Origin of the sequence: Bacteroides sp. An269, from assembly GCF_002159755.1 — a bacterium.
Lineage (GTDB): Bacteria > Bacteroidota > Bacteroidia > Bacteroidales > Bacteroidaceae > Phocaeicola > Phocaeicola intestinalis.
In genome coordinates this window covers 1-16,887 of the sequence record NZ_NFJG01000104.1, presented here as the reverse complement: position 1 = coordinate 16,887, position 16,887 = coordinate 1, and the positions used below count along the sequence as shown (strand labels likewise).

At 46.9% G+C, this 16,887-nt stretch carries 13 protein-coding genes; 9 read left to right on the top strand and 4 right to left on the bottom strand.

The genetic code is table 11. The annotated features are described in order from the left end of the window. The first annotated feature begins 202 nt into the window (after window positions 1–202). From B5F71_RS15530 to B5F71_RS15490, 9 genes are all read left to right on the top strand, one after another. Complete coding sequence (locus tag B5F71_RS15530; protein WP_022040217.1) at window positions 203–742, top strand: NUDIX domain-containing protein; 540 nt, start codon at window positions 203–205, stop codon at window positions 740–742. Next, window positions 732–3,746 carry a tetratricopeptide repeat protein gene (locus tag B5F71_RS15525; protein ID WP_087212040.1) on the top strand — a complete coding sequence of 1,005 codons (3,015 nt, stop codon included), beginning with the start codon at window positions 732–734 and terminating at the stop codon, window positions 3,744–3,746. The genes B5F71_RS15530 and B5F71_RS15525 overlap by 11 nt, the downstream gene beginning before the upstream one ends. Before the next feature lie 12 nt (window positions 3,747–3,758). Next, entirely contained in the window at window positions 3,759–5,417 is a 1,659-nt protein-coding gene (locus B5F71_RS15520; protein ID WP_087212037.1) for a TonB-dependent receptor, read from the top strand. A gap of 576 nt (window positions 5,418–5,993) precedes the next feature. Further along, window positions 5,994–8,327: a type I DNA topoisomerase gene (gene topA, locus B5F71_RS15515; RefSeq protein WP_087212043.1), complete on the top strand. Its 2,334-nt coding sequence runs from the start codon at window positions 5,994–5,996 to the stop codon at window positions 8,325–8,327. Next, window positions 8,324–8,857, top strand: a complete 534-nt coding sequence (locus B5F71_RS15510; RefSeq protein WP_087212034.1) for a shikimate kinase — start codon at window positions 8,324–8,326, stop codon at window positions 8,855–8,857. The genes topA and B5F71_RS15510 overlap by 4 nt, the downstream gene beginning before the upstream one ends. A gap of 91 nt (window positions 8,858–8,948) precedes the next feature. Then, window positions 8,949–10,841: a biosynthetic arginine decarboxylase gene (gene speA / locus B5F71_RS15505; protein WP_087212031.1), complete on the top strand. Its 1,893-nt coding sequence runs from the start codon at window positions 8,949–8,951 to the stop codon at window positions 10,839–10,841. A gap of 91 nt (window positions 10,842–10,932) precedes the next feature. Beyond that, window positions 10,933–11,706, top strand: a complete 774-nt coding sequence (gene argB, locus B5F71_RS15500; protein ID WP_087212029.1) for an acetylglutamate kinase — start codon at window positions 10,933–10,935, stop codon at window positions 11,704–11,706. A 65-nt stretch (window positions 11,707–11,771) separates the two neighbouring features. Further along, complete coding sequence (locus B5F71_RS15495; RefSeq protein WP_087212026.1) at window positions 11,772–12,281, top strand: RNA polymerase sigma factor; 510 nt, start codon at window positions 11,772–11,774, stop codon at window positions 12,279–12,281. Further along, complete coding sequence (locus B5F71_RS15490; protein WP_022038897.1) at window positions 12,271–12,735, top strand: hypothetical protein; 465 nt, start codon at window positions 12,271–12,273, stop codon at window positions 12,733–12,735. Before B5F71_RS15495 ends, B5F71_RS15490 begins: the two co-directional genes overlap by 11 nt. Before the next feature lie 194 nt (window positions 12,736–12,929). Here B5F71_RS15490 and B5F71_RS15485 read toward each other — a convergent pair whose 3' ends face one another. The 4 genes from B5F71_RS15485 to rfbA form a co-directional block, all read right to left on the bottom strand. Then, window positions 12,930–14,069, bottom strand: coding sequence for a dTDP-glucose 4,6-dehydratase (locus B5F71_RS15485; RefSeq protein ID WP_087212023.1), 1,140 nt, complete (start codon window positions 14,067–14,069; stop codon window positions 12,930–12,932). A gap of 21 nt (window positions 14,070–14,090) precedes the next feature. After that, complete coding sequence (gene rfbD / locus B5F71_RS15480; RefSeq protein ID WP_087212020.1) at window positions 14,091–15,005, bottom strand: dTDP-4-dehydrorhamnose reductase; 915 nt, start codon at window positions 15,003–15,005, stop codon at window positions 14,091–14,093. 167 nt (window positions 15,006–15,172) lie between these two features. Then, the gene (rfbC, locus tag B5F71_RS15475; protein ID WP_022038894.1) at window positions 15,173–15,727 is read right to left on the bottom strand and encodes a dTDP-4-dehydrorhamnose 3,5-epimerase; all 555 of its coding nucleotides are present in this window, start codon (window positions 15,725–15,727) and stop codon (window positions 15,173–15,175) included. A 107-nt stretch (window positions 15,728–15,834) separates the two neighbouring features. Beyond that, window positions 15,835–16,740 (bottom strand): glucose-1-phosphate thymidylyltransferase RfbA, encoded by a 906-nt coding sequence (rfbA, locus tag B5F71_RS15470; protein ID WP_022038893.1) that lies wholly within the window; start codon window positions 16,738–16,740, stop codon window positions 15,835–15,837. Window positions 16,741–16,887: the final 147 nt, after the last annotated feature.

Here is a 16,887-nt window from a genome sequence, read left to right as displayed (position 1 = left end):
TACGCATAAAGTCATAGGTTTTATTAAGTTATTTCTTTCATTTACAAATTTAATAATTCTCTTGGCTTTATGCTATTTTGCTAGCACATTACAAACATAGGAACTAAAAAAATGAAGAAATGTGGCAAATGTTCGGGAAATGACGGGAGATATACAGCTTTTTCTTTTATCTTTGCCCTTATTATCAAAAAGAATTATGGTTATGCATCCATTAGAGTTATTCAAATATTGTCCGAAATGCGGGTCGCCTCGTTTCGAGATTCGCAATGCAAAGGCAAAGAAGTGTGCCGATTGCGGCTTTGTGTATTATTTTAATCCCAGTGCGGCGACGGTTGCCTTTATCTTGAACCGTCGGAATGAATTGTTGGTGTGCCGGCGTGGGAAGGAGCCTGCCAAAGGGACATTGGACCTTTCGGGCGGTTTCCTTGACATGTACGAAACCGGTGAGGAGGGAGTGGCACGCGAAGTGCTCGAAGAAACCGGTTTGAAAGTGACTGAAGCGATTTATCAGTTCTCGTTGCCCAACACGTATCTGTATTCGGGTTTCTTGGTACATACACTCGACCAGTTTTTCTTGTGTCGGGTAGAAGACGATAGCCGTCTGGAAGCAAAGGACGATGTGGCGGATTCGTTTTGGATGCCTCTTGAGAAAGTCAACCCGGGCGATTTCGGACTCGACTCGGTACGGGAGGGAGTAGCTCGTTTTTTAGCCTCACATAAATCGGAAGGATATGAAGAATAGGAAAAAGAAGGTGTGGATGGCAGGAGCCTTGTGTGTGTTGCCGTGGATGGCATTTGCCCAGCAGACCGAACCGCTCACCGGGCCGTCACGCTTGTACGACGAAGCGAAGGAGTTGTTCCTTCGGCACGATTATGCCGCCGCGCGGCAGGCACTGACACATTATTTGCGGCAAGAGCCTCAGACAACTTTTGACGAAGAGGTGGCTTATATGCTGGCTTGTACTTCGTATGAACTTGGCAAACCCGACCGTATCAGTCAGTTGGAGACATACATTGCCCGTTATCCGGATTCACGCTATTTGAATCGTGTGTATGCTTTATTAGGCTCTGCCTGTTTCTTCGACGGGAATTACCGGAAAGCCATTGCTTGTTTCAAGAAGTGCGATATCCACTTGCTTGCCGATTCCGAACGTGATGAATCTTTGATGCGTTTGGGAACGGCTTGCCTGAAAGAGGGGGACTTGAAAGAAGCGGCACTCTGGTTTGCCGTATTGAAAGACGTGAGCAGCGAGTATCGCACGGATGCGGTTTACCAGCTTGCTTATATCGACTATGCACGGGGGCAATACGATACGGCACTGGAGGGCTTTCGTATTGCCGGAACCAGTGAGAAATATGCTCCTTATACTCCTTATTATATAGCCGACATTTATTTGCAACGGAATGATTATGGAAGGGCTGGGAAAATGGCAGATATGTATCTGGAGGCTTATCCCCGCCACGAATATGCCAGGTTGATGCAACGTGTCAAAGGGGAGGCTTGTTATGGGATGGGACGTTATGCCGAGGCTGTAAAGCCTTTGGAAATATATAGTCAGAGCCAGGAAGGGGAGTACGACAGGAAAGCCTGGTATGAACTGGGTATGAGTTATTACCAGACGGGGGTGTATTCGAAAGCGGTAGAAGCCCTTGGGAAAACAGTCGGCACTGCAGATGCACTGGCACAAAACGCCTATTTACACAGTGGGCTATCGTTCCTTCAATTGAAAGACCGGACGCGTGCCCGTATGGCTTTCGAACAAGCTTCGGCAATGACGTTCAATCGTAATGTGCAGGAACAGGCTTTGTATAATTACGCGCTTTGCATCCACGAGACTTCTTATTCGCCTTTTGCCGAGTCGGTGACGGTGTTCGAGCGGTTCTTGAACGAGTTTCCCAATTCTGTTTATACGGACAAGGTGAACGATTATCTGATAGAAGTGTATATGAACACTCGCAGCTATCAGGCAGCTTTGCAATCCATTGCCAAAATCAGTCATCCGGGTGCCCGCATTCTCGAAGCCAAGCAGAAACTGCTGTTCCGTGTCGGGACACAGGCGTTTGCCCAGGCTGCTTTCGAAAATGCCATCGAATATTTTAGCCGTTCCATTGAGTTGGGACGTTATAACCAGCAGACGCTGGCAGATGCCTATTATTGGCGGGGCGAATCGAAATACCGGATGGAGAATTACGGGCAGGCTGCTGCCGATTACCGGCTTTATCTGGAATACACTCCTGACCGTACGGGTGATGAGTACGCGCTTGCTTTATACAATCTGGGCTATGTCGCTTTCAAACAGAAACAATACGAGCAGGCACTCGGATGGTTTACCCGCTGCTCGCAAGTGCAGGCAAAGGACCGCAAGGTAGCGGCTGACGTGTATAACCGGATGGGAGATTGTAATTTCCATTCCCGGCGTTTCGAAGAGGCGGAAGCTCTTTATGTGCAAGCCTTGGCGACTGACCCCGGTCTGGGTGATTATTCGCTTTTCCAGGAGGCTTTCGTGAAAGGTCTGCAACGGGACTATAGCGGGAAAGTACAAACCCTGAACCGCTTGCTGACCGACTATCCGGCTTCGACGTACATCGATGATGCCTTGTACGAGCAGGGACGGGCTTTCGTGCAGCAAGAGAGTAACGCTGCCGCCATCGAACGTTATCAGGTGTTGCTTCAACGTTTTCCCGACAGTCCTCTTTCGCGCAAAGCTGCCAACGAAATCGGATTGCTCTATTATCAGGAAGACAAGTATCCCGAAGCCATCGCCGCCTACAAGAAAGTGATAGCTGACTATCCGGGAAGCGAGGAGGCACGTTTGGCGCAACGTGACTTGAAATCGATTTATATTGATCTGAATAAGGTGGACGATTACTTGAACTTTGTGGCTACCCTTCCGGGAGGGGGGAACTTCGATGTGAACGAGCGTGATTCGCTCACCTACACTGCTGCCGAACGAGTCTATATGCGTGGCGAGACGGCTGAGGCGAAAGTCAGTTTCACCCGCTATCTCCAGTCGTTTCCACAAGGAGCATTCAGTGTCAATGCAGTGTATTATCTGGGCGTGATAGCTTATGGCGAGAAGAATTATGCCGAAGCGTCCACGTATTTGGATAAGGTACTTGATTACCCCGATAATCCTTTCTCGGGTGAGGCTATGAAACTTTCTGCCGGTATTGCTTTCCAAAGCAAGGATTACGGAAAGGCGCTTGGCTTGTACAAGCGGATGGCAGACCGTGTCGTTTCGCAAGAAGAACGGATGGAAGCTTTGCAACACGCGTTGGAATGTGCCCGTTTGAGTGGAGACGCAGAGGAGACTATCGGGATGGCGTCGGTGTTGCTTGCACAGAGCAAGCTGACTCCCGAATTGGCTAACGAAGCTCGCTATGCGCGTGCAAAGGCACGGTTGGGTAAAGGCGAATCCCGTGAGGCTGTGGATGACCTTGCAGAACTGGCTAAAGATACGCGTAACGTTTATGGAGCCGAAGCCAAGTATCTGCTTGCGCAGTTGTATTTTGATGCCGGTGAAACCGAAAAGGCAGAAAAAGAAGTGCTCGGATATATAGAGGTGAGTACGCCTCATACGTATTGGCTGGCCCGAAGCTTTGTGCTCTTATCAGACATTTATGTGAAGATGGGGCGTAATCTGGATGCAAAGCAGTATCTTTTATCTTTGAAACAGAACTATCAGGAGCAAGATGATATCCAGGAGATGATAGAAACCCGTTTGGCACAACTGAATAAAAAATGAGAAGTTAAGGTGATGAAATCAATGATAGCAACAATCGGGCTGAGCTGTCTGTGTATGGCGGCCAATGCCCAACAACACGCTGCTGATTCGGCACTGAATCGCACGGTAGTGGTAGAAAACCAATACAATCCCGAAGTGATGGATGCATTTAAGGTTAATGTCTTGCCCAAAGTGGAAGAGCCGGCTCTTCCCAAACAGCATATCGATTATGCCACTGCGCTCCATCCTTTCTCCAACTGGAATTTTACCCCTTTGCAGGCGATGACCAGTGAAGAGAAGCAGCGTGAAGTACCACGCGGATACTTGCGTGCAAGCTATGGCTCACGCAATAATGTTGATGCACGTTTTTCGTATTTGTGGGATATTTCCCGCCGTGATTTCCTGCATGTGGATGCATCGCTTTATGGAATGAACGGTGATGTGCCTTCTGTTATAACCGAAGCAGACGACTGGAAATCACGTTTCTATCGCACGGATGCTTCGTTGGGGTACCGTCACGATTTCCGTAAGGTTTCTTTGGCATTGGGCGGTTCTTTTGCTTCGCAAGTGTTCAACTATATGCCTGTTGGGGGAATAGAGGATGTTGATTATTCGCTTTCCTCTCATCAACGCTATACGTTGGGTGAGGGGTATCTGCGTGTGGCATCAGTTGAAGGAAAACTTCCAGTGGAATTTTCGTTTCAGACAGGACTACGCAGTTTTAGTCGGGCGTACGACTCGCCATGGATGGGAAGCGGCTCGGAAAACATTTTCCATACCGAAGGTCTCGTGTCGGGCAATATCGATGAAAGGCAGCGTGTCGGCATCGGTTTTGCAATGGATAACCTGATTCACGATGTGGACCAGACCGATTATACCTTGCTTTGCATCAATCCGCATTATACGTTCGGGAGCAAACACATACAGCTTCGTGCAGGGATGCATGTAGATATGCAGTTCGGTCATGACGGCCGGCTGATGCTATCGCCCGATGTGAAATTCGACTTTCTCTTCGCCCGTTCTTATCGCTTCTACCTGCAAGCCACAGGGGGTACACGTCTGAATGATTTCCGCGGCTTGAACGAACAGTCACCCTACTGGATACAGGCTGAGCAGATGCAGACTTCTTACACGCCAGTTGATGTGCAGGCAGGTGTGCAAGGAGCACCCATGCCTGGGTTGGGATTCCGCCTCTTCGGAGGTTATCGTGTGGTGAAGGACGAGATATTCAGGTTGCCGGGTATGTTGGAGGAACCTTATCCCTATGTCTATACGTTTTTGGCACAAGATAAGGCGAAGGTAGGCTATGGTGGTGCATGGCTGGCGTACCAGTATAAGGATTGGCTGGACATTTCGGCACAGGGCACGTATTATGGATGGGACGTGAAGGAAGACAGAGAGGTATTGCTTTATCTCAAGCCGAAATTTGCCTTTGATGCTTCTGTACGTGCAAAATTGTACAAAGACTTGTGGATCAAGGCACATTACCGTTTCGAGCAACGTGCCGACATGAAGGAGATGGAAACAGCCGATGATGTGAACAGTTTGTCATTGGGGGCAGGTTATGCATTCTTCGGCAGGCTGAATGTGTTCGTTTCTCTCAATAATCTGTTGAACCGTACTTATCTTGCTGAAACGGGTTATCCCGTACAGGGCTTTTATGCCACAGCAGGATTGAGCGTGCGCTTCTGATTGGGTTGCGTTATCAATCCAGACAGCTTCCTTTTATGGTTTCCATCTCAAAACCGTACGTTCTTGATATGGAAACCGTATGTTTTCGATATGGAAACCGTACGGTTTCCATATGGAGAACGTAAAAGGAAGACAGCTTGAAACAGAAACTGAACCTTTCAATCATACATTGATTCGTATCTGCCAAACAAAATTATCGGAGAAATTAAGACACTGTTTTGAATTTATCGTGCGATGATTTGGAATGAGTAAAGACGCAAAATCTTGCGTCTTTACTATGAGGAAGATAGCCGGGCTATCTGACGAAAAAGAGAAGCGGAAAGGGTCCAAAAATCGCTCAAAGCACACACGCAAACGAATACGTCAAGACGAGAAAAACTTTTTTGAGAAATTCAAAACAGTTTTTTAGAGTTCCGTTACAGGTTTGCATCGGTCTTTGTGAGGTTTCAGATACATGTTTCTGCTTGCTGAACACTAAAAATGAAGAATTTTTTCAAGAAACCCACCTTATTATATCGTTTTACTTCAGGTTTTTTCATACATTTGTCCCGAAAACTTTAATAGGAATACGGAATGATGCAAAATAATCTGGTTATAGTGGAGTCTCCGGCAAAAGCTAAGACGATTGAGAAATTCCTGGGAAACGGCTATAAAGTGCTTTCCAGTTACGGTCATATCCGTGACTTGAAGGAAAAGTCGTTCAGCGTTGATGTGAAAAATCATTTCGCCCCGATATACGAGGTGCCGGCAGACAAGGTGAAACTGGTCAATGACCTGAAGAAAGAAGCTAAAAAGGCGGACATGGTGTGGCTGGCTTCCGATGAAGACCGCGAAGGAGAAGCCATATCGTGGCATCTGTATGAAGTGCTGCAATTGCAGCCGGAGCACACGAAACGGATTGTATTCCATGAAATTACTAAAACTGCCATATTGAAGGCTATCGAACATCCACGCCACATCGATATCAATCTGGTAAATGCCCAGCAGGCACGCCGGGTGCTCGATCGTATTGTGGGGTTCGAGTTGTCGCCCATTTTATGGAAGAAAATTAAGCCATCGCTTTCTGCAGGTCGTGTGCAGTCGGTGGCTGTTCGTCTCATCGTGGAGCGCGAACGTGAAGTGCAGGCCTTTGTGAGTGAGGCGTCCTATAAGGTTACGGCAATTTTTACCAATGCCGGAGGGACAGAAATCCGTGCAGAACTGGGGCGGCGGTTTAAGACCGAAGCCGAAGCACAGGTTTTTCTCCAGTCGTGTGGGCAGGCTGTGTTTGCTATCGAAGACATTACCACCCGTCCGATGAAGAAATCGCCGGCACCTCCGTTTACCACTTCTACTCTCCAGCAGGAAGCGGCACGTAAGCTGGGGTATACGGTAGCACAGACGATGATGCTTGCCCAGCGGTTGTACGAAAACGGGTTGATAACCTATATGCGTACCGACTCGGTCAACCTGTCGGACCTGGCGTTGAGCACCAGTCAAGAAGCCATCGTATCCCGGATGGGTGAGAAGTACGTGCATATCCGCCATTTTACGACTAAGACTAAAGGTGCACAAGAAGCACATGAAGCCATCCGCCCCACCTATATGTCAAATGAGACTATAGAAGGTACGGCTCAGGAACGCCGCTTGTATGAATTGATATGGAAACGTACGTTAGCTTCGCAGATGGCGGATGCCGAGTTGGAAAAAACTACTGCCACTATCTCTATCAGCGGGCACGAAGATAAATTCATAGCAGTGGGTGAAGTGTTGACATTCGACGGATTCTTACGGGTATATAAAGAGTCGTACGATGATGAGGTGGAGCCGGAAGGTGAGATGCGTCTGCCTTCTACTCTTGAAGTGGGGCAGTCGCTTGAATACAAGGAAATTACCGCTACCGAACGTTTCACGCAGGCTCCTTTCCGTTACACTGAGGCTAGTTTGGTGCGTAAACTTGAAGAACTGGGCATTGGCCGTCCTTCCACATATGCACCTACCATATCCACCATTCAGCAGCGTGGGTATGTAGAGAAAGGCAATCGTGAGGGTACAGAGCGTCAGTATAAGATTCTTTCGTTGCAAGGTGGAAAAATGTCAGAAAGCACTAAGGTGGAATTGACCGGAAGCGAGAAGGCGAAACTTTTGCCTACGGATGTCGGCATCGTAGTGAATGATTTCTTGAAAGAATACTTTCCTCAGATCATGGACTACAATTTCACGGCAAATGTCGAAAAACAGTTCGATGAGATAGCCGAGGGAGAAAAAAAATGGACAGATGTGATGGAACTTTTTTACGAAGATTTCCATCCGCTGGTAGAGAAGACAATGTCGAGCAAGTCAGAACACAAGGTAGGCGAACGCATCTTGGGAACTGATCCCACAAGTGGCAAACAGGTTTCGGTAAAAATCGGACGTTACGGTCCTGTAGTACAGATAGGTTCTGCCGATGATACAGAAAAGCCGCGTTTTGCTCAGTTGCAGAAAGAATATTCGCTGGAGACTATCACGTTGGAGGAAGCGCTTGGCTTGTTCCGCCTTCCGCGTGTGCTGGGTGAATCGGATGGTAAGGAAGTCTCGGTCGGTGTAGGACGTTTCGGTCCTTATGTACGTTACGACAAATTGTTCGTATCCATTCCGAAAACTATGGATCCGCTTACTATTACGCTTGCAGAAGCCGAAGAGCTGATACACGAAAAACAGAATGCTGCCGCCAAGCGTGTTATCAAGACGTTCGAGGAGAATCCAGACTTGCAGATTATGAACGGGAAATACGGTCCTTACATTTCTTATGAGAAGAAAAACTACAAGATTCCCGAGAATATTGAGGCGGCAGACCTGACGCTTAATGCTTGTTTCAAGGTAATAGAACTGCAGAAGGAGAAGGCCGAAACCCGTAAAATTCGTAGTACCTCTAGACGGAAGGAATGAAACGGATTTATCTGATAGGTTATATGGGCTCAGGCAAAACAACGTTGGGAAAAGCCTTTGCCTGTGCTGCCGGTATGCAGTTTATTGATCTTGACTGGTACATCGAAGAGCGGATGCACCGTACGATACGCGAACTGTTTGCCGAGCGGGGAGAAAGTGGTTTTCGCGAAGTGGAGCGCAATATGCTATACGAGGTAGGTGAATTTGAGAATGTGGTGATAGCTGCCGGAGGAGGAACTCCGTGTTTTTTCGATAATATTGCGTACATGAATCGCACGGGCGATACTGTGTTTCTGAATGCTTCACCCGAAGCTTTGTTTCGTCGGCTGAAAGTAGCAAAAGCCAAACGTCCCTTATTGGCGGATAAGACCGACGAGGAACTGATGGGCTTCATCAAAGACGGACTGGCAGGGCGTATGGCATTTTACAGTCAGGCAAAATATCATTTCGATTCTAGCCTGCTGGAAGACCGGAGGCAGATAGGCGAATCCGTAGAGCGGTTGAGGACAATGTTGGAAGAAAAGAGTTGACCAGGTTTTTTAATAGTTCTGCTATTGGTTCTGGTACTTAGTCCCAGGTCAACTGCAAAATAATTATAAACGAAGATTTTTATGTTGTGAAATGAGAAAATGGCGTATTGAAGATTCAGAAGAACTCTACAACATTACGGGGTGGGGTGTTTCCTATTTTAGGATTAATGACAAAGGTCACGTAGAAGTGACTCCCAGAAAAGACGGTGTTGCAGTCGACTTGAAAGAATTGGTGGATGAATTGCAGCTCCGGGACGTCACAGCACCGATGCTGGTGCGTTTCCCTGATATTTTGGATAACCGTATCGAAAAAATTTCGAACTGTTTCCGACAGGCAGCGGAGGAATATGGCTACAATGCACAGAACTTCATCATTTATCCCATTAAGGTGAACCAGATGCGTCCCGTGGTAGAAGAAATCATCAGCCACGGCAAGAAGTTCAATTTGGGACTGGAAGCAGGTTCGAAACCCGAACTGCATGCCGTGATAGCCATCAATACTGACTCCGATTCGCTGATTATTTGTAACGGATACAAAGACGAGAGTTACATCGAACTGGCTTTGCTGGCACAGAAGATGGGAAAGCGCATTTTCCTGGTAGTGGAGAAACTGAACGAGCTTCGCCTCATAGCCAAAATGGCAAAGCAACTCAATGTACGTCCCAATATCGGTATACGTATCAAGCTGGCTTCTTCTGGAAGTGGAAAATGGGAAGAAAGTGGGGGAGATGCCAGCAAGTTCGGGCTGACTTCCAGTGAACTGCTTGAGGCACTCGATTTTATCGAAGAAAAGAAAATGCAAGATTGCCTGAAGCTGATTCATTTCCATATCGGAAGTCAAGTGACTAAGATACGTCGTATCAAGACTGCATTGCGTGAGGCTTCGCAGTTTTATGTACAGCTCTACCGGATGGGATTCCCCGTAGAGTTTGTCGACATTGGAGGCGGTTTGGGTGTGGACTACGATGGTACACGCTCGTCGAATAGTGAAAGCAGCGTGAATTATTCCATTCAGGAGTATGTGAATGATTCCATATCTATTATGGTGGATGCGAGTAACAAGAATGGTATTCCGCATCCTAACATCATTACTGAAAGCGGACGCTCGCTCACGGCACATCATTCGGTGTTGATATTCGAGGTGCTTGAAACGGCTTCGCTTCCTTCGATGGACGAAGAATTTGAGGTAAGCCCAGACGATCACGAACTGGTGCACGAACTGTATGATATTTGGGATAACCTGAACCAAAGCCGGATGTTGGAAGCGTGGCATGATGCACAACAAATCCGTGAAGAGAGCCTCGACTTGTTCAGCCATGGTATTGTAGATTTGAAGACACGTGCTCAGATTGAGCGGATGTATTGGTCGGTGACCCGTGAAATCAATCAGATTGCTTCGGGGCTGAAGCATGCACCCGATGAGTTTCGTAACCTCGATAAGTTACTTGCCGACAAGTATTTCTGTAACTTCTCATTGTTTCAGTCACTTCCTGATTCATGGGCTATCGATCAGATATTTCCCATTATGCCGATTCAGCGCCTCGACGAACGTCCCGATCGTACGGCAACCTTGCAGGATATTACATGCGATTCCGATGGGAAGATTGCTAATTTCGTAACATCACGCAATGTGTCTCATGACTTGCCGGTGCATACCATCAAGGCTAAAGAGTCATATTATATCGGTGTGTTCCTGGTGGGGGCTTATCAGGAAATTCTAGGAGATATGCATAACCTCTTCGGCGATACGAACGCCGTTCATGTCAGTGTGAGCGAAAAAGGCTATACCATTGATCAGGTTATTGATGGCGAGACCGTGGCGGAAGTGCTCGACTATGTGCAATACAATCCGAAGAAGCTGGTGCGTACCCTTGAAACATGGGTTACGAAATCGGTAAAAGAAGGAAAGATTTCGCTGGAAGAAGGCAAAGAATTTCTGGCAAATTACCGTTCGGGACTGTATGGCTATACATATTTGGAATAAAATAGATAACAAGACGGCAGATTGACAAGGTCCTGGTTGTTTTCGGGAAATCCTTGTCGTCTCAACTGATACTTCGTCAAATAGAAAATATATGCAAGAAAAACTGACAATTATAAAGGTAGGTGGGAAAATCGTGGAGGAAGCCGATACACTCAATCAGCTGTTAGACGATTTTTCCGTACTGACCGGTTATAAGCTGCTGGTGCATGGAGGCGGACGTTCTGCTACGCATATGGCTTCCCGGTTGGGCATTGAAAGCACTATGGTAAACGGGCGTCGCGTAACGGATGCCGAAACTCTCAAGGTAGTCACAATGGTTTATGGGGGGCTGGTCAATAAGAACATAGTGGCAGGTCTTCAGGCAAAAGGTGTTAATGCTATTGGTTTGACCGGTGCTGATATGGATGTCATCCGTTCGGTGAAGCGTCCGGTAAAGGACATCGACTACGGGTTTGTAGGTGATGTTGAACGGGTGGATGCCGAAGCATTGGCAACACTCATCCGCCGGGGAGTGATACCGGTGATGGCTCCACTTACTCACGATGGGAAAGGGCATATCCTCAACACAAATGCTGATACGATAGCCGGTGAGACGGCAAAAGCCTTGGCTCAGATATTTGATGTGACGTTGGTCTACTGTTTTGAGAAAAAAGGTGTGCTGAGTGATGAGAATGATGATGATAGTGTCATACCTGTGCTTACCCCTAATTTATTCCGGGAATATGTGGGTAAAGGCATTATCAAGGACGGAATGATTCCTAAGTTGGAAAATGCATTTTCTGCCCTTGAAGCTGGTGTAGGACAAGTGATAATTACCTCGGCATCAGCCATCGGAAAGGATATCGGTACAGTGATAAAAAAATAAGTTCAAAAAAAACGGCGGGTGAGTGTAACTTTTCAGTCACTCACCCGTCATTATTATAGAAAGCAATGCATACAATCAGTTTTCGAGAAGATATCCTGCCGCTGAAAGACAAGCTTTTCAGATTGGCACTGCGCATCACTTTCGATCGCGCGGAGGCGGAAGATATTGTTCAGGATACACTGATTAGGGTATGGAACAAGCGTGACGAATGGCAGCAGATGGACTCGATAGAGGCGTATTGCCTTACTATAGCCCGTAATCTTGCCATTGACCGAAGCCAGAAAATGGAATCGCAAAACCTGGAATTGACTCCGGAAACGCAGGAAATGCCCGATGCAAAGATGCCCGACCAGTTGATGGAACAAAATGAACAGTTGTCCATTATACATCGGCTGATAAACGAATTACCAGAAAAACAGCGTTCTATCCTTCAGCTCCGCGATATAGAAGGCAAAAACTATAAGGAGATAGCGGTTATATTGGGACTGACGGAAGAACAGGTGAAGGTCAATCTGTTTAGGGCAAGGCAACGGATAAGATTAAAGTATAACGAGATAAACGACTATGGACTATAAGTACATCGAACAGTTATTGGAGAAATATTGGAATTGTGAGGCTTCGCTCGAAGAGGAACAAATCCTGCGTTGCTTCTTCCGTCAAGAAGAAGTGCCGGCACACTTGTCGCGCTACCGGTCCTTGTTCGCTTATCAGGATGCCGGGAAGATGCTTAAGCTGAGTGACGATTTTGATGAACGCCTGTTGGCGGAAATCGAACGTCCGGTAGTGAAAGCAAAGCGGCTCACGTTGCAGATGAGGCTGATGCCCTTATTCAAGGCTGCGGTCATCATGGGTTTCCTTTTCACGATAGGAGGGGTGGTAAAACATTCTATGAATACCGGAAAATCGGAAGTGGTTTATGTTTACGACCAGTTTGAACGGGAGCGGCAAGACCCTCAGGTGGCGTATAAGCCCGACTCGGTGAATGCATCAGTCAAGGACACTCCCCAAAAGAATGTGAACAAACAATGAGGTATGACATTTTCATTTGCTTTTAAATATATATTAGTTAGTGCTTATTAGAAAAATCATTGATGAGGCTGTGAAGTTTCAATTCTCTCAAATTAAATTACTAACTCAATAACGGAAAGGATTACCGCGTGAGCGGTAATCCTTTTTTTTAAGAAACTGTTTTTGTAGTATGGTGAAAAATCCGTTGTTGCTTGTTAACGGTTTTTATACATTTCATCATAATACATCTGATAATCCCCGCTTGTTACGTTGTCCATCCACGCCTGATTATCCAGATACCAGCGGACGGTCTTTTCGATGCCTTCCTCAAACTGCAGGCTCGGTTCCCAGCCCAGTTCACGTTGGAGTTTTCTTGAATCGATGGCGTAGCGCATGTCATGACCCTTGCGGTCGGTCACGTAGGTGATGAGGTCCATGTCTTCACCTTCCTTACGTCCCAACAGCCGGTCTACGGTTTTTATCACCACCTTAATGATATCAATGTTCTTCCATTCGTTGAAGCCGCCGATGTTGTATGTATCGGCTATTTTGCCTTTATGGAAAATCAGGTCGATGGCTCTTGCGTGGTCCTCTACATACAGCCAGTCGCGCACATTCTCACCCTTGCCATATACGGGTAACGGTTTGCGGTGGCGGATGTTATTGATAAATAAAGGTATGAGTTTTTCAGGGAACTGGTACGGACCGTAATTGTTCGAACAGTTGGTCACGATGGTCGGCATTCCGTAAGTGTCGTGGAAAGCACGGACAAAATGGTCTGAACTTGCCTTCGATGCCGAGTAAGGAGAGTGCGGGTTATACTTGGTCTCTTCGGTGAAGAACTCTGTTCCGTAGGCGTGGTGGTGTTCCGAGCTTGCCTTCGTAGTGAACGGAGATTCAATGCCTTCTGGATTGGTCAATTCCAATGCCCCGTAGACTTCATCGGTCGAGATGTGGTAGAAACGTTTGCCTTCATATCCTTCGGGCAGGCTTTCCCAGTATTCTTTGGCGGCTTGAAGCAATGTCAATGTGCCTATAACGTTTGTACGGGCGAAGGTGAACGGGTCTTTAATGCTCCGGTCAACGTGGCTTTCTGCCGCAAGATGTATGATTCCATCAATGTTGTACTTCTCCATCAACTCCTTCACTGTTTCATAATCGCAGATGTCCGCCTTTACGAATGCATAGTTTTCCTTGTCCTCCACATCCTTCAGGTTGGCAAGATTGCCGGCATACGTCAGCTTGTCGAGGTTGATGATGCGGTATTCAGGGTATTTGTTAACGAACAGGCGTACCACATGGCTTCCGATAAAGCCTGCACCACCTGTTATGATGATATTTCTCTTGAATTCCATATCTTTATGTTTGTTTGGTTATTACTGTTGTATTGCTCCCATGTTCTTCATGCATATTTTCAGGGAGTCTGTCCAGTAAGGTATCTTCAGTCCGAAAGTTTCTTTTATTTTTGTCTTGTCAAGTACCGAGTAAGCGGGACGCTTCACGGGGCTGGGGAATTCATCGCTATGGCAAGGCTCAATGTCGCAGGCAGTGTTTCCTGCTAGTTCGGCAATTTGTTTTGTGAAGTCGAACCATGAGCAGACTCCCTCGTTGCTGAAATGGTATATGCCACATTTGGAATAACCTTCCTTCGGATTTTCCTTTTCATAGTCGGCAAGCACAGCTTTGATTGCTACGGCAAGGTCGTATGCGTAGGTAGGTGTTCCAGCCTGGTCGAATACCACGTTCAGTTTCGGCTTGGTAGCTGTAAGGTTGAGCATTGTCTTGACAAAATTGCGGCCGAATTCCGAATAAAGCCAGGCTGTCCGGATGATGACGTAATCGCAGCCCATGGCTTCGATATTCTTCTCGCCTTCAAGTTTTGTTTTGCCGTAAACACCTGTAGGTGTTCCTTTTTGCTCTTCTCTGCATGGTGTGTTGTAAGGGTCTCCGCCGAAAACATAATCTGTTGAAATTTGCACGAGCATTCCTCCCGCTTCCTTCATTGCTTCGGCTAGGATTCTCGGAGCTTCGGCATTCAGTTTCCTGCAAAGAGTTTCGTCACTCTCCGCTTTGTCAACGTTAGTATAAGCGGCACAATTAACGATGCACTGTATGTTTTTTTCCTTTACCATACGTTTTACGGCATCTGTATCGGTTATGTCAAGTATTGTTGTTTCCACATCTTCAACTTCTACAACGTCGGTAAACGTGTAGCAGTCGTCTGTATCTTTGCTTATTATGCGCATCTCGTTGCCAAGCTGGCCGTTTGCGCCGGTTACAAGTATATTCATTGTTTCTTTTGTTAATAGACAAAGTATCAGCTGACCGGTTGGCAAAGTTTAGTTCTGTTTTTCGTCAGGTAGCCTGCTGTAAAACATCTCAAATCGGCACACGATAAATTCGAAGCAGTTTCTAATAACGTATATCCAAACACTTTGTCAACTGGTCAACTGGTTATCTAAAAGTTAAATGGTGAATCAAAGTCTTTCAATAACGGATGTTTCGTATCCTTCTCGCTGAGTATGGCTTGTGCGGTCGGGATGCGCCAGTCTATTCCAAGGCTTCCGTCAAGAATACTTATGCCACCATCCGCTTCGGGATGGTAGAACTCATCACATTTATACTGAAATATTGCAGTTTCGCTCAATACCGCAAAACCATGTGCAAACCCTTTCGGGATGAAGAACTGCCTGTGGTTGTCCTCGGTCAGTTCAACGGCAACGTGCTTCCCGTACGTGGGCGAGCCTTTGCGTATATCTACGGCAACGTCCAGTACTTTTCCTTTCACACATCTCACCAGTTTTGCCTGTGTGTATGGCGGACGCTGAAAGTGCAGCCCCCTCATTACGCCATACGAAGACATGCTTTCGTTGTCCTGTACAAATTCCACGTGTCCGACTTTTTCTTCAAACTCCCTTTTCGAAAAGCTCTCAAAGAAATATCCCCGTGCGTCTTTGAAGATGCGCGGCTCTATGATTACTACGCCTTCTATATCTGTCTTTATAACTTCCATGATTTTATATATTGTCGGTTGACTGATTTTCAGATGCCAGATATCAGGAATAAGGTTTCAAATGCTTTACTGTCTAAAACCTGGCCAATCAGTTTTTTGATTTACAGCTATTCCAGGTTCTCCCTTCCGGTTCTTGCTACCTCTTCAATTACTTTCAGCAGGTACTGTCCGTAAGGGTTCTTCAGCATCGGCTGTGCTTCTTCCCGCAGTTTGTCTGCCGTAATCCATCCTTTGCGGTAAGCGATGCCTTCCAGGCAGGCTACCTTTAATCCTTGGCGTTTTTCTATCACTTCAATGTATGTAGAAGCTTCAGCCAGAGAGTCGTGTGTACCCGTATCCAGCCAGGCAAAACCACGTCCCAACGTCTGTACCTTCAGTTCTCCGTCCGACAGGAAACGCTGGTTTACCGAAGTGATTTCCAGTTCGCCGCGTGCCGAAGGCTTGATGTTCTTGGCTATCTCCACCACCTTGTTCGGGTAGAAATACAGTCCAGTCACTGCATAATTCGATTTCGGATGTTCCGGTTTCTCTTCAATGCTCAGGCAGTTCCCGTTCCTGTCGAACTCCGCTACTCCGTAACGTTCCGGGTCGTTCACCCAGTAACCGAATACCGTAGCTTTCTTTTCTTCTTCCGCCGTGCGCACCGCCTCTTTCAGCAAGGCACTGAATCCGTTGCCATGGAAAATGTTGTCTCCCAGTACCAGGCAGGCACAGTCATTGCCGATAAACTGTTCACCAATAATGAACGCCTGCGCCAGTCCATCGGGTGAAGGCTGTTCGGCATATTCAAAGCGTACTCCGAAATTGCTGCCGTCACCCAGCAGACGTTTGAACGAAGGCAGGTCATACGGTGTCGAGATAATCAGAATCTCTCTAATACCCGCCAGCATCAGTGTTGATACCGGGTAATAGATCATCGGCTTGTCAAAGATGGGGAGCAACTGCTTGCTCACTCCCTTGGTGATAGGGTACAACCGTGTACCGCTACCGCCGGCTAGAACAATTCCTTTCATAAATCAGCATATATTAAAATGTTTAATATTTCGCATACTTAGAAGCTGTTTTGAATTTCTCCAAAAAGTTTTTCTTGGCTTGATGTATCCGTTTTCGTGTGTGCTTTGGGCGATTTTTTGGTCCTTTTCGCTCCTGTTCTTCGTCAG

What these genes read in the sequence shown, in the direction of transcription:
- argB (WP_087212029.1), top strand. Translation starts at nt 10,933, where the DNA reads ATGCAAGAAAAACTGACAATTATAAAGGTAGGTGGGAAAATCGTGGAG.
- B5F71_RS15510 (WP_087212034.1), top strand. Translation starts at nt 8,324, where the DNA reads ATGAAACGGATTTATCTGATAGGTTATATGGGCTCAGGCAAAACAACG.
- B5F71_RS15485 (WP_087212023.1), bottom strand. Translation starts at nt 14,069, where the DNA reads ATGGAATTCAAGAGAAATATCATCATAACAGGTGGTGCAGGCTTTATC.
- B5F71_RS15495 (WP_087212026.1), top strand. Translation starts at nt 11,772, where the DNA reads ATGCATACAATCAGTTTTCGAGAAGATATCCTGCCGCTGAAAGACAAG.
- topA (WP_087212043.1), top strand. Translation starts at nt 5,994, where the DNA reads ATGCAAAATAATCTGGTTATAGTGGAGTCTCCGGCAAAAGCTAAGACG.
- B5F71_RS15530 (WP_022040217.1), top strand. Translation starts at nt 203, where the DNA reads ATGCATCCATTAGAGTTATTCAAATATTGTCCGAAATGCGGGTCGCCT.
- B5F71_RS15490 (WP_022038897.1), top strand. Translation starts at nt 12,271, where the DNA reads ATGGACTATAAGTACATCGAACAGTTATTGGAGAAATATTGGAATTGT.
- B5F71_RS15520 (WP_087212037.1), top strand. Translation starts at nt 3,759, where the DNA reads ATGAAATCAATGATAGCAACAATCGGGCTGAGCTGTCTGTGTATGGCG.
- rfbA (WP_022038893.1), bottom strand. Translation starts at nt 16,740, where the DNA reads ATGAAAGGAATTGTTCTAGCCGGCGGTAGCGGTACACGGTTGTACCCT.
- B5F71_RS15525 (WP_087212040.1), top strand. Translation starts at nt 732, where the DNA reads ATGAAGAATAGGAAAAAGAAGGTGTGGATGGCAGGAGCCTTGTGTGTG.
- rfbD (WP_087212020.1), bottom strand. Translation starts at nt 15,005, where the DNA reads ATGAATATACTTGTAACCGGCGCAAACGGCCAGCTTGGCAACGAGATG.
- speA (WP_087212031.1), top strand. Translation starts at nt 8,949, where the DNA reads ATGAGAAAATGGCGTATTGAAGATTCAGAAGAACTCTACAACATTACG.
- rfbC (WP_022038894.1), bottom strand. Translation starts at nt 15,727, where the DNA reads ATGGAAGTTATAAAGACAGATATAGAAGGCGTAGTAATCATAGAGCCG.